Origin of the sequence: Meiothermus cerbereus DSM 11376, assembly GCF_000620065.1 — a bacterium.
GTDB classification, from domain to species: domain Bacteria; phylum Deinococcota; class Deinococci; order Deinococcales; family Thermaceae; genus Meiothermus; species Meiothermus cerbereus.
Window position 1 is genome coordinate 21,041 of sequence record NZ_JHVI01000021.1, and the last position, 18,500, is coordinate 39,540.

Annotated in this window: 17 protein-coding genes; 10 read left to right on the top strand and 7 right to left on the bottom strand. The window is 60.0% G+C overall.

The genetic code is table 11. The annotated features are described in order from the left end of the window. The first annotated feature begins 124 nt into the window (after positions 1–124). Genes Q355_RS0108755 through Q355_RS0108770 form a run of 4 tightly spaced genes read left to right on the top strand, consistent with a single transcriptional unit; the run spans position 125 to position 3,221 of the window. Positions 125–673 (top strand): PadR family transcriptional regulator, encoded by a 549-nt coding sequence (locus Q355_RS0108755; protein WP_027877459.1) that lies wholly within the window; start codon positions 125–127, stop codon positions 671–673. Positions 674–718: 45 nt separating this feature from the next. Then, a complete protein-coding gene (gene modA, locus Q355_RS0108760; protein ID WP_027877460.1) occupies positions 719–1,567 on the top strand; it encodes a molybdate ABC transporter substrate-binding protein in 849 nt (282 codons plus the stop codon). Then, the gene (gene modB / locus Q355_RS0108765) at positions 1,567–2,235 is read left to right on the top strand and encodes a molybdate ABC transporter permease subunit (RefSeq protein ID WP_027877461.1); all 669 of its coding nucleotides are present in this window, start codon (positions 1,567–1,569) and stop codon (positions 2,233–2,235) included. The genes modA and modB overlap by 1 nt, the downstream gene beginning before the upstream one ends. Then, the gene (locus Q355_RS0108770; protein ID WP_027877462.1) at positions 2,214–3,221 is read left to right on the top strand and encodes an ABC transporter ATP-binding protein; all 1,008 of its coding nucleotides are present in this window, start codon (positions 2,214–2,216) and stop codon (positions 3,219–3,221) included. The genes modB and Q355_RS0108770 overlap by 22 nt, the downstream gene beginning before the upstream one ends. On the opposite strand, the gene Q355_RS0108775 is transcribed toward Q355_RS0108770, so the two are convergent. Then, a complete protein-coding gene (locus tag Q355_RS0108775) occupies positions 3,218–3,397 on the bottom strand; it encodes a twin-arginine translocase TatA/TatE family subunit (protein ID WP_027877463.1) in 180 nt (59 codons plus the stop codon). The genes Q355_RS0108770 and Q355_RS0108775 overlap by 4 nt on opposite strands. Before the next feature lie 85 nt (positions 3,398–3,482). Further along, entirely contained in the window at positions 3,483–4,565 is a 1,083-nt protein-coding gene (gene rodA, locus Q355_RS0108780) for a rod shape-determining protein RodA (RefSeq protein WP_027877464.1), read from the bottom strand. Positions 4,566–5,182: 617 nt separating this feature from the next. Here rodA and Q355_RS0108790 point away from each other — a divergent pair. After that, positions 5,183–6,376: a thiolase family protein gene (locus Q355_RS0108790; RefSeq protein WP_027877465.1), complete on the top strand. Its 1,194-nt coding sequence runs from the start codon at positions 5,183–5,185 to the stop codon at positions 6,374–6,376. 237 nt (positions 6,377–6,613) lie between these two features. On the opposite strand, the gene Q355_RS0108795 is transcribed toward Q355_RS0108790, so the two are convergent. From Q355_RS0108795 to Q355_RS0108815, 5 genes are all read right to left on the bottom strand, one after another. After that, complete coding sequence (locus tag Q355_RS0108795; protein WP_027877466.1) at positions 6,614–6,940, bottom strand: DUF503 domain-containing protein; 327 nt, start codon at positions 6,938–6,940, stop codon at positions 6,614–6,616. A 51-nt stretch (positions 6,941–6,991) separates the two neighbouring features. Continuing rightward, positions 6,992–7,876 (bottom strand): formate dehydrogenase accessory sulfurtransferase FdhD, encoded by an 885-nt coding sequence (gene fdhD, locus Q355_RS0108800; protein WP_027877467.1) that lies wholly within the window; start codon positions 7,874–7,876, stop codon positions 6,992–6,994. Continuing rightward, positions 7,812–10,076: an FdhF/YdeP family oxidoreductase gene (locus Q355_RS0108805; RefSeq protein ID WP_027877468.1), complete on the bottom strand. Its 2,265-nt coding sequence runs from the start codon at positions 10,074–10,076 to the stop codon at positions 7,812–7,814. The genes fdhD and Q355_RS0108805 overlap by 65 nt, the downstream gene beginning before the upstream one ends. A gap of 264 nt (positions 10,077–10,340) precedes the next feature. Beyond that, entirely contained in the window at positions 10,341–10,814 is a 474-nt protein-coding gene (locus Q355_RS15635) for a hypothetical protein (RefSeq protein ID WP_245597540.1), read from the bottom strand. Positions 10,815–11,164: 350 nt separating this feature from the next. Further along, the gene (locus Q355_RS0108815) at positions 11,165–12,229 is read right to left on the bottom strand and encodes an alpha/beta hydrolase (protein ID WP_027877469.1); all 1,065 of its coding nucleotides are present in this window, start codon (positions 12,227–12,229) and stop codon (positions 11,165–11,167) included. A 114-nt stretch (positions 12,230–12,343) separates the two neighbouring features. Between Q355_RS0108815 and Q355_RS0108820 the strand changes: the two genes are divergently transcribed. The 5 genes from Q355_RS0108820 to Q355_RS0108840 all read left to right on the top strand — a co-directional run bounded on the left by Q355_RS0108820 (position 12,344) and on the right by Q355_RS0108840 (position 18,499). Beyond that, the gene (locus Q355_RS0108820; RefSeq protein WP_027877470.1) at positions 12,344–13,327 is read left to right on the top strand and encodes a YpdA family putative bacillithiol disulfide reductase; all 984 of its coding nucleotides are present in this window, start codon (positions 12,344–12,346) and stop codon (positions 13,325–13,327) included. A 215-nt stretch (positions 13,328–13,542) separates the two neighbouring features. Continuing rightward, positions 13,543–15,228: a biosynthetic-type acetolactate synthase large subunit gene (gene ilvB / locus Q355_RS0108825; RefSeq protein ID WP_027877471.1), complete on the top strand. Its 1,686-nt coding sequence runs from the start codon at positions 13,543–13,545 to the stop codon at positions 15,226–15,228. A 62-nt stretch (positions 15,229–15,290) separates the two neighbouring features. Next, entirely contained in the window at positions 15,291–15,800 is a 510-nt protein-coding gene (ilvN, locus tag Q355_RS0108830; RefSeq protein WP_027877472.1) for an acetolactate synthase small subunit, read from the top strand. 77 nt (positions 15,801–15,877) lie between these two features. Continuing rightward, on the top strand, positions 15,878–16,897 hold the full coding sequence (gene ilvC, locus Q355_RS0108835) for a ketol-acid reductoisomerase (protein ID WP_027877473.1): 1,020 nt from the start codon (positions 15,878–15,880) through the stop codon (positions 16,895–16,897). A 42-nt stretch (positions 16,898–16,939) separates the two neighbouring features. Beyond that, on the top strand, positions 16,940–18,499 hold the full coding sequence (locus Q355_RS0108840; protein WP_027877474.1) for a 2-isopropylmalate synthase: 1,560 nt from the start codon (positions 16,940–16,942) through the stop codon (positions 18,497–18,499). Position 18,500: the final 1 nt, after the last annotated feature.

The window sequence follows — 18,500 nt, forward strand, 5'->3', positions numbered from 1 at the left end:
GTTCTGTACGCGATTTTATCGATCTTGTTCTCCCCAAATCCTCACTCAAGTGCGTAACTCCTATTTTGTTTTTTGCAAATTGCCAATCTTACGGCTGTGTCCAAGAGTGCGATAGGCTGATGGGGTGAGCGAGCTGGCGTCCTACAGGCTCTCGACCACCGATTGGGCTGTGCTGGCAGCCTTGTTCGAGCAGCCCTCGCACGGGTTCCGCCTGTCGCTTTTGTTTGCCCCCAGTGGCGAACTGGGGGATATCTGGCGCATCCAGCGCACCCAGGTCTATAGGGCCATAGAACACCTCGAGGCTCGAGGGCTTATCGAGGCTGTCCGGCAGGAAGAAGGCGATGCGGGGCCGCCCCGAACGCTGTATGGCGCTACCTCCAGCGGCCAGGCAGCGGTGCTGTGCTGGCTTTACACCCCCGTAACCCAGCTGCGCTATGGCCGCTCCGACCTGAGGCTGAAAATCGCTTTCCTGATTCGATTGCAGCGCGACCTCGAGCCATTGCTAAAAGCCCAGGCGGGGGTTTTTAGGGCCATACTGGAGGATTTGCAGCAGCAGATTCGGGCGGCAGAGGGTATTCAACTGGTTTCGGCTTTGTGGCGCATGGAGATGGCCAGGGCCAGCCTGGGGTTCATTGAGCGGCTGCTGGCGCAAAACGTGGCCTTGTCCAAGTAGGCACCGACCCATATAGTTACACTGTAACTAATAGGGGAGACTGACGTGATTCGCTTATTGAGCATGGGGTTGTTGCTGATGGGACTGGGCCTGGCCCAAAACGCGGTGCGGGTGGTGGCTGCTGCGGACCTGCAATACGCCCTGAGCGAAATTGCGCAAAATTTCGAGCGGCAGAACCCGGGCCTGCGGGTTGAACTGAGCTTTGGCTCCTCGGGCAAGATTTACACCCAGCTTATGCAGGGTTTGCCAGCGGACATCTATTTTTCTGCTGATGAAACCTTCCCCAACCAGCTCGAGCAGGCAGGACGTATCGTGCCCGGAAGCCTGAAGCTGTATGCCGTAGGCCGCATGGTGATATGGGCTTCCAATAGGTTGGTTGAGCAAGGGCTTGACCCCCGGCGGCTGGGGCCGCGCATACTGCTAGATCCGAAAGTTACCCGGCTGGCCATCGCTAATCCGATACACGCACCGTATGGTCGGGCTGGGGTAACGCTTCTGGAGCGTTTCGGTTTATTGCGCCAGACCCGTCCAGTTAGATGGGAGGAGATGACCGGCGGCATCCCGGCTTATTACGACCTGGCCGCACTACAGCGGGGCAAGGCCGGCTTTGAGTTTGTGTATGGCGAAAACATCTCCCAGACTGCACAACTGGCCCTGACCAGCACCAATATTGGCCTGATTGCGCTCTCCCTGGCCAGGAGTGAGGCCATGCAAAGTTCTGGGGTTTACTGGCTGGCCCCCCTGAGCAGCCACCTGCGCCTGAACCAGACCTACGTCATCTTGCGGGGCCAGGATCGCCCGGCGGTGCGTCGTTTTTATGACTATGTGGCTTCGCCCGAGTCGCACCGTGTGCTTCGCAAGTATGGGTTCTTGCTGCCGGGGGAGAAAGAGTAATGGACGACCCGGCCTTCTGGCAGACCCTGCGCCTGACCCTCGAGGTCAGTCTGGTGACGACCGTAATTCTGCTTATCCTGGGGCTGCCGCTGGGCTGGGTGCTGGCCCACAAGCGCTTTTGGGGCAAGCGGGTGCTGGAGTCCATTGTGCTTTTGCCCCTTACCCTGCCCCCCACGGTACTGGGGTTTTACCTGCTCCTGCTGCTGGGCCAGAATGGTCCAATCGCCCAGACCTTTGGCTTCACCTGGGCCTTTCGCTTCGAGGGGCTGGTGGTGGGTTCGGTGCTGTTTAGCCTGCCATTCGCCCTCAATGGCTACCGGGAGGCCTTTCGCAGCCTGGACTTAGACCTGATACAGACCGCGCGCACCCTGGGGGCGGGCTGGCGGCGGGTCTGGCTCGAGGTGATTCTGCCCATTACCTGGCCGGGCATTTTGTCGGGCTCCATCCTGGCTTTTGCCCACACCCTGGGCGAGTTTGGGGTGGTGCTGATGGTAGGGGGAAGCATTCCCGGTAAAACCCAGCTGGTCAGCATCTACATCTACGACCAGGTACAGGCCCTCCAGTTTGGGCGGGCTGGGGAGGCCGCGGGGCTTTTGCTGGCGGTAAGCTTTGTGCTGGTGTACCTGGTACGCACCCTGGAGGACGTGTGGAGATCGCGTATGCCCTGAAGCACCCGGTAAGGCTAGAGCTAAAGCTGCAGGTGCAGGGTTTTACGGTTTTGCTGGGGGAGAGTGGGGTGGGCAAGACCAGCCTGCTCAAGGCCATTGCGGGCTTGATTCCGGCAAGCGGCCAGCCTTTTTCCGGGCTAAGGGCGGAAAAGCGCCCTGTTGGCTACCTGCCCCAGCACTTTGCCCTGTTTCCGCATCTGCGGGCCTGGCAGAATGTGGCGTTTCCGCTGGCCCATCTACCGGGCCCGGCCCGTAAGCAAAAGGCCCTGGCCTACCTCGAGCTGATGGGCATTGCCGAACTGGCCGAACGCTACCCAAGGCAGATGTCGGGTGGGCAGCAGCAGCGGGTAGCCCTGGCCCGGGCCCTGGCTAAAGAGCCCCAGATTCTACTGCTGGACGAACCCACCAGCGCGCTGGATATGGCGACCCGGGAGGAGGTTTTTGGGGGGGTGCTGGAGCGCCTGAAGTCCCTTGCGCTGCCTACCCTGGCCGCCTCGCACGACCAGTGGCTGGCCCAACGGGCCCACCGGGTGGCGGTGCTGACCCGGCATGGGCTGGTGCAGCAGGGTTCTGCCGAAGAGGTGTTTACCCGACCAAAGCGCCTCGAGGTGGCCCGGCTGGTGGGTTTTCGCAACCTGTGGGGAGGAGTGGTGCTGCGGCTGGAAGGGGGGTGGGTCTGGGTAGAGACCCCGCTGGGGGTGCTTCAGGCGGCCCGCCCCGACTGGGTTCAGGTGGGCCAGAAGGTCTGGCTGGGTATTCGTTCGGAGGAGGTATTTACCCTGGACACACCACAAAACCGCGTACTGGGCAGGGTTTGTCAACTGCGCTGGCAGGGCTTGCGTCTGCGCGGCCAGCTGGTGGTGGGAGAGGTTGCGCTGGACTTCTTGCTGCCCCGCTACAAACAGACCCAGCTGGGGCTGACCGAAGGACAGCAGCTCGAGGTTGCCCTCGAGCCGCGCTTTTTGCACCTGATGCCAGCAAGCTAGGACTGCTTCTGCTCAGGCTTGCTTTCTTCGGGCTTTTTGTCCTCTTCGCTCAAACCTTTGCGAAACTCTTTGGCCGACTGGCCCAGACCTCGAGCCAGCTCCGGTAGCTTGCGTGCGCCAAATAACAAAACCACAATTAGCAGGATGATGAGTAGTTCGGTGGGGCCTAAAGGCATGGTGTTCCTCCTTGCGGCTAGTATACGCCGACTGACCTATGCCCAACTATAAACCCCCTTCGTAACAGAAGTATGAAAACCACCCTTATACCTCGCTGTACCGGTCGCGGTGGATCAGCAAAGCCAGCCCCAGGCCTAAGTAGACCATAATCAGGCTGCTGCCACCTTTAGAGACCAAAGGCAGGGTGAGGCCGGTTACCGGGGCCAGGCCCAGCGTAACCGCAATATTAACCGCAACCTGAAAAGCCAGCATCGAGAGCACCCCCATGATGATCAGGCGATCCTCCAGGCGTACGCACTCTAAGGCCATGCGGCCCAGGCGAAAAAAAAGCAAGGCATAAAGTGCCATCAGCGTGGTTGCACCGACAAAGCCCCACTCTTCGGCCAGCACAGCGTAGATGAAGTCGGTCTGGCGCTCTGGTACGAACCCCAGCTGGGTCTGGGTGCCGGCTCCAAAACCCTTGCCCATCAGGCCCCCAGAGCCAATGGCAATGGTGGATTGAATCTGTTGAAAGCCCTTGCCCTTGGGGTCTTTGGAGAGATCGAACAAAATTTCAACCCGTTCGCGCTGGTACTGGTTCAGGTTGGGCCAAATTACTGTTGGCAGCAGTACCGCAACCGCAACCAGCCCAAAAATGATGTGTCTGGTGGGCATACCCCGCACAAACAACATGCCCAGAAACCCCGCGATAAGCACCAGGGTGCCCCCCAGGTCTGGCTGGATGAAAACCAACCCCAGCACGGGGGCTGCCAGCAAAGCCGGCAAAACATAGTCCAGCGGGCCTTCCAGCGGTCTTGCCGCCAGCACTCGAGCCAGCACCAGGATGAGGCCAATTTTGGCGAGCTCGAGCGGCTGAAAACTAACCGGGCCCAGGTCGAACCAGGCCTTGGCGCCGTTTATCTCGCGGCCTATCAGCAAGACCAGCACCAGCATGGCCAGTGAAGCCAGGTAGAGCGGAAAGCCCCAGGAGAGTACCTGTCGGCGCGTAAACACCTGTATCAACAGGCCCACCGCCAGGGCAATCGGAAGGGCTACCAGCTGCTGTAACCAGACACTATGGCTTGGCGCCGCACTGTAAAGTGTAACCAGCCCAATAAAGCTAATAAGCAATACCAAGCCTATCAGTACCCAGTCATAAGCAAAAACCGGAACCCTGCGCAGCGTCACCCCAACAGTCTATAAAGGCAGGGTGAGATTTGTCATATGAACCCCACCTGAAGGTTTCTGTTTGGGCAGGTCAAAGCCGACCGGATGCAAGGGCAACTCCCAGCAAAACGAGCGAATCAAATCAGAAAATGTGTGATTACAAAGGTACTGCGAACCCCCCTGAATATGGCAATGGTGCTAAACTTTTGTTGGGTAGTTCGTCACCAAGGCTGGCGAACCACCCCGATCGGCGGGAGATACTTGTTCCCGAACGCTATCAGGGGTGTGCTCCAGGATTCAAAAGATAGCCCTGAGCCGATTATCTGTTTGAATCCGCAACAAAAGGAGGTTAGAAGGCTATGGACGAGATCATCACCATTGGTTCGGCTGTGGTTATTTTGCTGCTGGTTATCATGTTTGTCTTTTTTGTAAAGGATAAGGGCCTGCCCAACAAGGATCACTAAGTACCGGGCAGATTTGCTGGCCCCAGCACCCAGCCGGAGGTATGTCTGGGTGCTGGGTGTTTGATGTTCAGGTGCTATAAACGGTCGATTTCCCCTTACCCGCCAAACCCACAAACATCCTACGGTTTTACGTTGCTGGGCCAAAATGACGTAATATATCGTCAGGAGGCAGTTATGCGTGAGGTGTTGGTTGTCTCGGCCGTGCGCACCCCGATTGGGCGGTTTGGTGGTGCGCTTAAGGATTTTTCGCCGGTTGACCTGGGGGCGCATGTGATGAAAGCGGCCCTCGAGCAAGCAGGCTTGAACGGAGCCGACCTAGACCTGTTTGTGTTTGGGCAGGTGTTGCGGGCCGGGCACGGCCAGCTGCCGCCGCGGCAGGCTGCTTTCAAGGCGGGCATCCCCAACACCGTCGACGGCTACGCGGTGGATATGGTGTGCGCTTCGGGCATGCAGGCTGTGGCCAACGGGGCGCTGGCCATCAAAAATGGCGATGCAGAGGTGGTGCTGGCTGGTGGCATGGAATCCATGACCCAGACTGGGTTTTACCTCTCGAGCCGGGCCCGCTGGGGCTACAAGTACCTGGCGGGTGCGCCCGAGCAGCTGCAAGATATTTTGCAGCGGGACGGGCTATCCGACCCCTTCACCGGGGAGGCCATGGGCGACCAAACCGAACGCCTGGCCGCCGAATTCGGCGTTACCCGGGCCGAGCTCGACGAGGTGGCCTGCGAGTCGCATCAGCGGGCTGCCAGGGCCCAGGAAGCCTGCTACTTTAGCAGGGAGATTGTGCCCCTCGAGCTCAGGACCCGCAAGGGGCTCGATAAGATTGAAAAAGACGAAGGCGTAAGGCCCGATACCACCCTCGAATCGCTGGCAGCCTTGCGCCCGGCCTTCAAGAAAGACGGGGTGCTGACCGCAGGCAATGCCTCGCAGATATCCGACGGGGCCTCGGCGCTGATTTTGGCCAGCCCCGAAGCAGTGCAAAAGTACGGCTTGAAACCTATTGCGCGCATTCTGGGCAACAGCTGGGCCGCGGGTGAGCCCTGGCGTTTCCCCGAGGCGCCGGTTCCTGCGGTGAAGAAGCTTCTAGAAAAGCTCCGTCTTGGCGTGGGCGACTTCCAGCTATTTGAAAATAACGAGGCCTTTGCCCTCAACAATCTGTTGTTCAACCGCCTGTTGGGCGTGCCCATGGATCGCCTGAATGTGCACGGAGGGGCCATTGCGCTGGGTCATCCCATTGGGGCCTCCGGTGCCCGCATCCTGACCACCCTGATTCATGCCCTGCACATCCGCGGCAAGGAGCGGGGTCTGGCTGCGATCTGCCACGGAACCGGTGGCTCTACTGCAATGGCGCTGGAAGCCATCGGCTAGGCCAGTTATCCCAGACTGGGTTAGCTCGTCACCCTTCGGTGGCGAACTAACCCGACCGAAGTTATCTGCATAGCGGAGGGCGGCACCGCTCCTTGGGAGGGATGCGCACTGCGTTGACAAGCTCAGCAACCTGGCTAACCTGGTATATACGCATGTTTTCGAGGTTCCCAGCGGCAAAAAATAGGCCTTGGACGGCACCTGTTTTAATCGGCTTCGTGCCTCTCTCTGAAGACCGCGTTAGTGAGCCCAGGTGGGAACTAGATCCTCGAGGTTTACCTCCTCGATGCTCCAGCTCACATCGGTTACCGTGTATTCGGCCTGGGCCGCAATAAAGTCGGCGGCTTGGCGCAGTACCGTTTCGACCCAGACCCCGTCGTAGCCGATTAGGCTAAAACCCACCACTTCCCAGCCGTGGTCGTCCTGCCCGGCCAGCCGCGCTGCCGAAACGGGAAAGCGCGAACGCAGGCGCTCGATGGTGGGCTTGATTAGCGCCCGCTTTTCCTTGAGGCTTTTCACCCAGGGCATTTCCAGGCGCGCGGTGTAGATGCCCAGGTAGGCTTTCATACCCTAGATTGTGCCACAAACCCGGACACGACCCCCAGCATGGGGTCAGGGTTAGGAGCTGGGGCCGATATCGAGCCGCTCTGCACCGCTATACACATTGAAGCTGTCTCGCAGAAAACCAATCAGGGTTAGGTTAAATTCCCTGGCCAGCTCCACCGCCAGGCTGCTGGGGGCGGAAATAGCGCACAGCAGGGGAATGCTGGCAGCAAGGGCTTTTTGCACCAGCTCGTAGCTGGCTCGTCCGCTTACCAGCACCATGTGTTCACAAAGGGGGAGCTGGTATTCCAGCAAGGCCCAGCCCAGAAGCTTATCCAGGGCATTGTGGCGGCCCACGTCTTCGCGCAGGGCCAGGAGGTTGCCGTATCGGTCGAACAGGGCGGCTGCGTGCAGGCCCCCGGTTTGGGCAAAGAGGGGCTGGTGGGCCCGGAGCTGTGAGGGCAGTTTGGCGATGACTTCGCTCGAGACCGTCCAGCCTGCTTCCAGCGGGGCATACCGCCGCTGGAGGTTCTCCAGCCCGGCCTTCCCGCAGACCCCACAGGCCGATGTGGTGTAAAAATGGCGCTCCAGTGGGGCCAGGTCGGGTAGCCTGGCTGCCTTCAACTCCACGTTCACGATGTTGTACTGCTGGGGCTCGCCGGGGTCGGTGCAGTAGGCAATGCGCGCGATGTCTTCCCGCCCTGCAATTACCCCTTCGGCCAGCAAAAACCCCGCGGCCAGCTCAAAGTCGTGGCCGGGGGTACGCATGGTTACAGCCAGGGTTTTAGCTCCCTCAGACACCTTTTTGCTCACCTGACCTGAGCTTGCAAGCAAGCGTATCTCCAACGGTTCTTCGCTGGCGAGCAGGTCGGACTTAACCAAAGCCCGCCCGTATTCAATCCGCAATAGCTGGGTTCGGATGCGGGCTTTGGGACGGTGGTTGGGTGTGGATATAAACATACACCTCTTTGTAAGCGGGAATTTTGGCCTGGCTCGAGCGCAGCGTGGGGTCTACCAGCACATTGCCCTCAGGCCAGTGTACCTGGATGCTGCCGGGCCGAAGCTCGGCCGCAAAGACCCGGCCCGCCAGGGTGCCAGAGGGGTTTTGTAGCCAGACCTGCTGACCCGGTTGCAGGCCCAGCTTTTGCAGGTCGCTGGGGTTCATCAAGACCGCATCGCGGGGAGCGCCGTTGATGGGATCGGTGTGCTCATGCACCATGCTATTGAACTGCTTGCCGCGCCGGGTAACCAGGCGGTAAGCCCCTGCGGGAAGGCTGCTTTCGGGCAGCACCACGGGCAGGAACCGTGCCCGCCCGCTGGGGGTAGGGCAGATCCCCCCAGGGCACAGCTGCGGCCCCCCGTACTGGAAGCTGTCGCCTTTGTTTCGCAGGTGCTGGATGCCGTCGTAAAGTGGAACCACCCGGGCAATCTCGGCCCGCACGGCGGCGGTATCCGCAAAGCGCACCTTTTCGGCCAGCTCGGGACTGCACATCCGGGCGACCACATCCTGGAAGGCCTGCCCTTCCCAGCGGGCTTCGGCAATGCGAGGGCCGGGGATTTCGGGGCTAAAGATAACCCGACGCTCGGTGCTGGTCTCGGTACACCCGCCTGGTATTTCGTAGCGGGTGGTGGCAGGCAGCAGAATAACCTCTTCGGCAGGCTCTACCAGCATCTGCGAAGACAGCACAATGTCCTGGTGAATACGCAGTGGCACCTGGGCCAGGTGGGCTTCGGCCAGGGCCGGGCTGGGCAGGGTTTCGAGGAAATTGCCCCCCACGCTCCACAAGACCTCGAGGCCCCCCTCGAGCATTTCCGTGACCGTCAGGCCCGGCTGGCTTGGTACCGGAAAACCCCACAGCTTCTCCAACGCAGCTGCATTTTCGGCGTTGATGGGCAGGCCGCCGGGAAACACCGAGGCATAGGCTCCCATCTCGGCCCCGCCCTGTACGCCCGAGTGGCCGCGGATGGGCATCAGGCCACAGCCCTCGCGCCCCAGGTAGCCCCGCGCCAGGCCCAGGTTGATGATGTTCTGCACGGTGTCCTCGCCCGAGCGATGCTGGGTAATGCCCATGCTCCAGACCAGCACTGCTTTCTCGGCCTTGTAAAGCAGCAGAGCAAACTCGAGCATCTCGGCTTTGCTCAGCCCGGAAAGCTGCTCGAGCCTCTCCCACGAGGTTCCAACCACCTGGGCTCTGACCTGCTCAAAACCTTCGGTGTGCTCGGCAATGAAGCTGTGGTGCAGCCAGCCCTGTTCAATCAGATGTTTGAGCACTCCGGCAATAAAAGCACTGTCGCCCCCCGGCTGAACCAGAAAGAAGCGGTCGGTAATTTTGCTGCCAAAAAGCGCACTCTCTGGGTCGGAGGGAATCCAGTAGTGCTGCATGGCCGGTTCCTGGTAGGGGTTTACACAAACCACCTGGGTTCCGGCTTTTTTGGCGTAGTAGAGGTACTTCATCATGACCGGCTGGTTAACCGCCGGATTCGAGCCAAAAAACACCACCAGGTCGGTGCCAATCAGGTCGCGGTAGCTGATTGTGGTAGCGGCCACGCCCAGGGCAGCTTTAAGTGCAACCGTGCTGGGGCTATGGCAGATGCGCGCGGCGTTGTCGATGTTGTTGCTGCCCAGCGCTCGCACCGCTTTCTGGGCCACGTAGTAGGTTTCGTTGGGGGTGCCGCGGCTGGTCAGGTAGAAACCCATCTTTTCGGGAGATGTTTTACAAAGCTTCCAGGCGATGCGGTCGAGGGCCTCGTCCCAGCTAATCCGGGTGAACCCCGCCTCCCCCCGACGGCGGCGCATGGGGTAGGGGAGGCGGCCCAGCGCCCGCAGTTCAGCAGAGCTTTTTGCACGAAGCTGCGCTACATCCTTCAGACTGGAGGCCTCGAGCGGCCCCATGGTGTTGAGCCGCAGCAGCCGCAGGCGGATGTTGCAGAGATGGATACCCTCGATGGTCCAGTCTTTTAGCCCACTGGTGCCCAGGGCGCAGCCATCGCAGACCCCATCGCGCAGGATACGCCAGGCGTACTCGAGGTTATCGGCGTTCTCAAAAACCGCCCGGAAGACCTCGAGGAAATTGTTGGGTTTCTGCATCCCCAGCCCAAAAGGCCGCAGGCTGACCCAAGTTTCGGGGCTCCACCCTTTCTTGACTGGCTTGAGTGCCACTTCATGCCTCCAGCGAATGCCTTCATTTTAAGCCCCAATCTGGAAAACGATGTGTGATACCAGATTCGGTTAGTTCGTCACCGAACGGTGACGAACTAACCCGACCGAAGGGAGTGCTCTAGGATTCAAAAAGATAGCCTCTTAGCGCTTTTTGTTTGAAGATTATCTTTTTGAATCCGGTATGAGGGGGGCTCTGGCTTATCGCACTCTGTACAGACGTGGTCTCCCATCCGGGAGGCCGCTTTGCTGTGCAGGACAAAGCAATCAAGTTGTGGGCAGCTCAATATTGGTGAAAAGCGCTCTACCTGGCAGATCTGCCTCAAATTTCAGCCAGTTGCCTTGCCAGTCGAAGTATTCAAGCGCCCCCAGCCGTTTCTTGTAGTCGTACTCGGAGGGTTCCTGGTAGGCATAGCCAGGGTAGTAGTAGGCCTTTCCCCAGGATCGCGAAAGCTCAATCGAGTGAACAATCATCAGAATGCCCAGACTGCGCTTTGTGTAGGCGGGGTCGAAACACTGGTAAACGCTGGAAGTGGCCTGCTCGCCCTCGTCCAGATAACTGATGCCCACCAGGCGATTCTGGTGGTACAGGGTCAGGCTGTGGCAGCGGCAGGGGATGTCGGCCGGACGACGCGAGATAAAACTGTAGATGCTCTCGGGTACGTTGTGGGTAAAGCGGGTTCTGTGCCTGGCGAACAAGGCCTCAACCTCACTGTTTACGAAGGCAGGTTGTAGTTTCAACTGCAAGTCCTGATTCCTGTTGCGCGCTCGACGCTGGCTACGGCTTGGGGTATGGTCGGCCAGCCGCACCCTAAGGGGCAGCACATGATTGTTTCCAAGACGGCTATAGCGAAAGAAATACACTCCAAAATGACGCCAGCCTTCTGCCCAGAGCGCGTCCGTCTGGGCGGGGTCAGTCGCCGTGGCCAAAAAATACTCATTAACCTGGGGCCGCATGCTTCCAACAGCATACGCAATCCACATGCCCACCTCGCAAAAGTTTCTGGCAGGCTTCTATAGCGGTTTGGCTGAAATTGGCCAGGTACGCATAGACTCATTCCGCGGGTTTTGCCAATCTACCCTGGCGCAACTTAAACCGACTTCAGATGGGCATGAAACAACGGGTCGAAGATGTCGGGTTTTTCCATGTGGGGGGAGTGGCCGGTATCCGGGACTACCTCTTCGTGGAACCAGCCACCGTTGGCTGCGTACAGCTCGAGCACATAACGGGTCTGGCCCACCATTGGCTGTGGGGGGTGTACGTCATCGCCAGGCCAGCCAGGAACCACGCCCAGCTTGCCTAGGGTGCCCATGTTGAACAGGCTCATATCCCCCACAATCTGATCGTCAGAGCCGCGCACCCAGAGGATGGGGGGTTTGGCTGTTGCCGATAGCATCTTTTGAACTGTATCACCCACATACTTGGGCGAGATGGCGTTGGCCGGGCCCCACTTTCCTGGCGCCACGCCCGGCCAGTGGGGCGAAGGTACAGCGTCGCCAGGGTACCGATCCGGCCCAATCTTTTCGGAGAGAACCCCCGAAAGCAGGGCCTCCTCGCGGGGGTGACGAAAGGGCGGCTTCCAGTAGAAGCTGTTCATAACGACGCGGGGGGAGGCCTGGAATTCGCTGCCCCGGTAGCCCTCGGCGATAAGCCGTGCGAACTCGGGGTTGACGATGCCAGCACCCGAGCCAGCAAAGTCGGGGGCGCAGGGGGTTCCCTGGAGATCCTTGGTGCCGCCAAACCCAAACGGGGAACCCGGCGCAATTACGGTAGCGGTGTAAATGCGATGGGGTGCGGTAGCCAGCAAGGCCCAGACCACGCTTCCCCCCAGCGAGTGCCCCGCTACATGAAAGCGGGCATAGCCCAGGGTGTCCATCAGGCCCAGCAGGTCGTCCACCCAGTCCATGCAGCCACGGCTGGCATCAATCGGCTTGTCTTCGGTATCGCCGTAGCCGCGCAGGTCGGGGGCAATGGCGCGGTAGCCTGCGGGTAGGGCCAGCATGGTCTCTTCCCAAAAGGTATTGCTGCTGGCGTTGCCATGAAGCAGCAGCACCGGTACCCCATCGGAGGGGCCTCGTAGCAGCAGGTGCATGCGGAGGCGAGGGGTCTCGATCACTGTGGAAAAAATGCCCGGCAAGGTAGGGATGGAACCCATAGCTCACTCCTTCAGACTCGAGGTAAATCATGCTACTGAAATTTTGTTACAAACTTGTTACTCATAGGCCGGGCGCAACAATCAGCTTTGCCCAAACTGGGTATCCTTTAGCCTATGTGGGATCTAGTGATTGTAGGTGCAGGGCCAGTGGGGCTGGCGGCTGCAATCGAGGCCAGGCGAGCTGGCCTCAATGCGGTGGTTCTGGAGAAGGGCACCATCGTTCACACCCTGTACCGCTGGCCTAAAGAAACGGTTTTTTTCAGCGAAGCCAAAAACATCGAGATTGGGGGGCATCCCTTTCCCTCGCTCTTTGCCAAGCCTACCCGGCGCGAGGCTTTGCAATACTACCGTCGGGTAGCTGAGAACGAAGCGCTGAATATTCGAACCTATACCGAGGTAACCGGCATCTACCCCGAGCTGGCCCACTTCAGGGTGGGCTACCGCGACCGCGATGGTGAAGGCGAGCTTGAAAGCCGTTTTGTGCTGGTAGCCACCGGCTACTACGACAACCCCAACCGCTTAGGTGTACCCGGGGAAAATCTGCCCCACGTGCGCTACGGCATAGACGAAACCCTGCCCTACTGGAACCAGAGGGTAACGGTGGTGGGGGGCTCCAACAGTGCGATAGAAGCGGCCCTCGAGCTCTACCGTGCGGGGGCTGGGGTTACGGTTGTCCATAAGGGGGCCGAAATTCGGCCCAGGGTCAAGTACTGGCTCAAGCCCGATTTTGAGAACCGGGTCAAAGAGGGCGCCATACGGCTTTTGCTGAACGCGCAGGTGGTGGAGATTACCCCGCGAGAGGTAGTGGTTCAGCAGGTTGCGGAAGAAAAGGCCGTACACCACCTCGCCAGCGATTTTGTGCTGATTCACATTGGCTACAAAGCGGCAGACGGGCTTCTAAGGGCGGCCAGGGTGGCTTACCGCGGCGATGCGCCGGTGCTGTCCGACACCTACGAGACCAGCATCAAGGGCCTTTTTGTGGCGGGCAGTGCCGGGCATGGCTCCGATACCCGCACGGTGTTTATCGAAAACGGGCGGGAGCACGCCAGAAGAGCCGTGCTGGAGATGGCTGTTCGTATGCAAAAGCGCCTTACCTAGAGCGGTCTTCGGAGAGAGGGGACATAGGCCAAGCCTTGACACGGTATACCAAACACCCGTAAACTCTTGCACAAGATGCTTCTGCCCAGCAGCCTAATCCTAGTCGTAGTAGGCCTAATTACCAGGCCTACGGGGGATTTGGTGTAGCGAAGAGCCTATAAGCGCATCCTAAAGCCCCCCGAAGCACCGGGGGGCGATTTTTTGAGGAGAGAGCTATGAACGGAGCCGCCGCCATCCTGAAAGCCCTGGAGATGCAGGGAGTGGATACCATTTTTGGGCATCCGGGGGGCACCATCATGCCCACCTACGATGCGCTCTACGACTCGCCTATACGGCACATCCTGGTGCGACACGAGCAGGCCGGTGTGCATGCTGCTACGGCCTATGCGCGGGCTTCGGGTCGGGTGGGGGTGTGTATGGCGACCTCGGGGCCGGGGGCACTGAACCTGGTCACGGGGCTGCAGGATGCCCTCATGGATTCCACCCCGGTGGTGGCTATCACGGGTAATGTGCCCCAGCACCTCATCGGCACCGATGCCTTTCAGGAAGCCGACGTGGTCGGCATCACCCAGCCGGTGACCAAACACAACTTTCAGGTGCGCAAGGTCAACGATATTCCGCGGGTAATTGCCGAGGCCTTTTACATCGCCTCCACCGGTCGGCCTGGCCCGGTGCTGATAGACTTTCCCAAGGACGTGCAGCAAGCCGAGTTTACCGGTAGCTTCGATGTGGAGATAGACTTGCCGGGTTACAAGCCAACCTACAAGGGCCATCCCCGCCAGATAGAGCGGGCCCTCGAGGCCCTGCAAAAAGCCGAAAAACCCATTCTGATGGTGGGCGGTGGGGCCTTGAATGCGGCCCCGGAAATCATGGCCCTGGCTGAGAAGACGGGCCTTCCGGTGATTCCAACCCTGATGGGCCTGGGGGTCTTCCCCGGAACCCACCCGCAGTTTCTTGGCATGCCGGGGATGCATGGTTCGGTAGCGGCCAACCGCGCCATCCATAATGCCGATACCATCCTGGCAATTGGGTTGCGCTTCGACGACCGAGTAACTGGCAAGGTTTCGCGCTTTGCCCCCAATGCCCACACCATCATCCACGTGGACATTGACCCCGCCGAGATTGGCAAGCTGGTCAAGACCACTGTTCCGGTGGTGGGCGACGCCAAATGGGTGGCGGCAGAGCTGGTCAAGGGCGCAAAAAAGCTCAACCTAAGCAAGTGGTGGGTGCAGCTCGAGGACTGGAAGACCAAGCACCCCTTCGCCTGGAGGCCCAAGCCCCACCTGCAAAGCCAGGAGGTCATCCAGGCCTTCTGGGAGGCTACCCAGGGCAAGGCCGTGGTGACCTCGGGGGTAGGGCAGCACCAGATGTTTGCAGCCCAGTTCTACAAGTTCGACGCGCCGCGCTCCTGGATCAACTCCGGGGGCCTGGGCACCATGGGGGTGGGGTTGCCTTTCGCCATCGGGGCGGCCCTGGCCCGACCGGGCGAGCTGGTGATCGACTTCGATGGCGATGGCAGCTTCCAGATGACCCTGCAAGAGCTAGCCACCCTCAAAAAACACAACCTGAATGTCAAGATTGTAATTCTGAACAACGGCTTTTTGGGCATGGTGCGCCAGTGGCAAGACCTTTTCCACGCCAAGCGCTACAGTGAGGTCTACCTGGCCGACTCCAATCCCGACTTCGCCAAGCTGGCCGATGCCTATGGCATCAAAGGCATTACCCTGACCGACAAGGCCAAACTGCACGATACCGTCAAAGAAGTGCTGGCGCACCCCGGCCCGGTGCTGCTGGAAGCCCGGGTTTACCATGAAGAAGGCGTCTTCCCCATGATTCCAGCAGGTGGGGCGGCGGAAGACATGATCATCGAGAACCCGCGGGAGACAGTGGCGGGTGATTGAGTAGGCCAGTATAGCCGGTAGCTGTTCCGCGTTTGGCTATCCGCAGAAATCGGAGATTTCTCATGAGACACTTGGTTTCGGTGCTGGTTCAAGACAACCCGGGCGTCCTGCAACGTATTGCGGGCCTGATTGCAAGGCGGGGCTTCAATATCGAGTCGCTGGCGGTGGGGCGCACCCACCAATCGGGCCTCTCCCGCATCTCGCTGGTGGTTTCGGGGGACGATGCGGTGCTGGAGCAGGTAGAAAAACAGCTCAACCGACTGATTGAGGTCATTAAGGTAACGGATCACGCTGAGCCCCACGTGGAGCGCGAGCTGGCCCTGGTCAAGGTGGGTATTGCCGGGATGGAGGAACGGCTCGAGGTCAAGGATATCGCCGAGGCCTTCAGGGCCCGTATTGTAGACGTGGCCAAAAAGTCCATCATCTTCGAGCTTACCGGCGACTCCACTAAGGTAAACAACTTTGTCGAGGCCATGCGGCCTTATGGACTGCTCGAGGTCATGCGTACCGGCGCGGTGGGCATGTCCCGCGGCGAGCAGGTGCTCAAGGTACGCGAGAAAAAAGCCGTCTAGGATGGGCCAATGCCCATCTTTTGTTTTTCGTGAAGATGTTGAAGGGCTGTCCTTCGACCTTCGATGAGGAGAAAAGAATGAAGATTTATTACGACTCAGATGCAGACCTCGGCTTTATCAAGGACAAGACGGTGGCTATTCTGGGCTTTGGCTCGCAGGGCCATGCCCACGCCCTCAACCTGCGCGACTCCGGCATCAAGGTGGTGGTGGGGCTGCGGCCCGGTAGCCGCAACGGGGAGAAGGCCCGTAAAGCGGGGCTCGAGGTACTGCCGGTGGGGGAGGCGGTGCGCAAGGCGGATGTGGTGATGATTCTGCTCCCCGACGAAACCCAGGGCGCGGTCTACAAGGCCGAGGTGGAGCCCAACCTGAAGGAAGGGGCCGCCATTGCCTTCGCCCACGGTTTCAACATCCACTTTGGCCAGATTAAGCCCCGCCGTGACCTGGACGTCTGGATGGTGGCCCCCAAAGGCCCCGGCCACCTGGTGCGCTCGGAGTACGAGAAGGGCTCGGGGGTGCCCTCGCTGGTGGCGGTCTATCAGGACGCCTCCGGCTCAGCCTTCCCCACCGCGCTGGCCTACGCCAAGGCCAACGGCGGCACCCGTGCCGGCACCATCGCCACCACCTTCAAAGACGAGACCGAGACCGACCTGTTTGGTGAGCAGACCGTGCTGTGTGGCGGCCTGACCCAGCTCATTGCCGCGGGATTCGAGACCCTGGTGGAGGCCGGTTATCCCCCCGAGATGGCCTACTTTGAGTGTCTGCATGAAGTAAAACTGATTGTAGACCTGATTTACGAATCGGGTTTTGCCGGGATGCGCTACAGCATCTCCAACACGGCGGAGTACGGCGACTATACCCGCGGCCCTATGGTCATCAACCGCGAAGAAACCAAGGCCCGCATGCGCGAGGTGCTGCGCCAGATTCAGCAGGGCGAGTTTGCCCGCGAGTGGATGCTCGAGAACGTGGTGGGCCAGCCTACCCTGAACGCCAACCGCAACTACTGGAAAGACCACCCCATCGAGCAGGTAGGCCCCAAGCTCAGGGCCATGATGCCTTTCCTCAAGTCCAGGTTTTCCAAGGAAGAGGTTGGTAGCTAGCAGTCATAGCTGATAGCCGAAATCAGCAGAACTGGAGATTTTATGCGGCACATCCGAATTTTCGATACCACCCTGCGGGACGGCGAGCAAAGCCCCGGTGTAGCCCTTTCGCTCCAGCAGAAGCTGGAAATTGCCCATGGGCTGGCCCGGCTGAATGTAGATATCATCGAGGCAGGCTTTCCGGTGAATGGGGCTAGCGAGTTCGAGTGTGTCTCGCGCATCGCAGCCGAGGTTAAGGGGCCGGTCATCTGCGGGCTGGCCCGCACCCACAAGCTTGATATCGAACGGGCCGCAGCGGCCCTCGAGAAAGCCGAAAAGAAGCGTATTCACGTCTTTACCAGCGCCTCCAAGGTGCACCTGGAATACATGCTGCGCAAGACCCCAGAGGAGATTTTGGAAATTTCCGATGCGATGGTGCGCTACGCCCGGCAGTTCACCGACGATGTGGAGTTTAGCGCCCAGGATGTGATGCGGGCCGACTTCGACTTCGTCATGAAGCTCTACGAGACCGCCATCAACGCAGGGGCTACCACCATCAACATCCCCGATACCACCGGCTACGGCACCCCGCAGGAGTACGGGGCGCTGATCGGGCGCATCTACAAAGAAGTGGTGCGGGGGCGGGATGTGCATATCTCGGCCCACTGCCACGATGATTTGGGCATGGCCACGGCCAATAGTCTGGCCGCGGTGGAGAACGGGGCGACCCAGATCGAGTGCACCATCAACGGCATCGGTGAGCGGGCGGGCAACACCGCCTTGGAAGAGGTGGTGATGGCCCTGTATGTGCGCCGCGACCACTACAAGGCCCATACCCGCATCAACACCCGCGAGCTGTACCGCATGAGCCGGATGGTAGAGCGCTACACCGGCATGGTGGTGCAGCCCAACAAGGCCATTGTGGGCGATAACGCCTTTGCCCACGAGTCGGGTATCCACCAGGACGGGGTCATCAAGAACAAAGAGACCTACGAGATCATGAATGCCGAGCTGGTAGGCCGCCAGGCCGCAGTGCTGGTGCTGGGCAAGCACTCTGGACGGGCTGCGGTCAAGAAGGCCCTGGCCGACCTGGGTTATAAGCTGGACGATGCCCAGATTGGCACCATTTTTGCCCGCTTCCGCGAGATCGTCGAGCGCAAGGGGCCCATCGAGACCGAGGAACTGCGGGCCCTGGTGGAGAGCGAGTCGGTTTCGACCCCCCACCTGTTCAACCTCGAGAAGCTGCAATTCTTCTCCGGCTACGGGATGCTCCCCACCGCCACCGTGAGCCTCGAGACCCCCAAGGGCGTGGTGACCACCACCGCCATTGGCGATGGCCCGGTAGATGCGGTCTACAAAGCTCTTTCTGAAGCGATTGGCCTGAAACCCGAACTTGACCTGTACCGGGTGGAGTCGGTTACGGGCAGCACGGAAGCCCTGGGTGAGGTTACGGTAAGGCTCAAGCTGGGTGAGGTGATGGCTACTGGGCACGGCATCTCACCCGACATCATCGAGGCCTCGGCCCGGGCCTATCTGGATGCGGCCAACAAGCTCGCCGCCGGACAGGCCGCGCGGCATCCCAGGTCGCTGGAAGAGGTGCAGCGTTCGGGCCTGGGGAAATAAG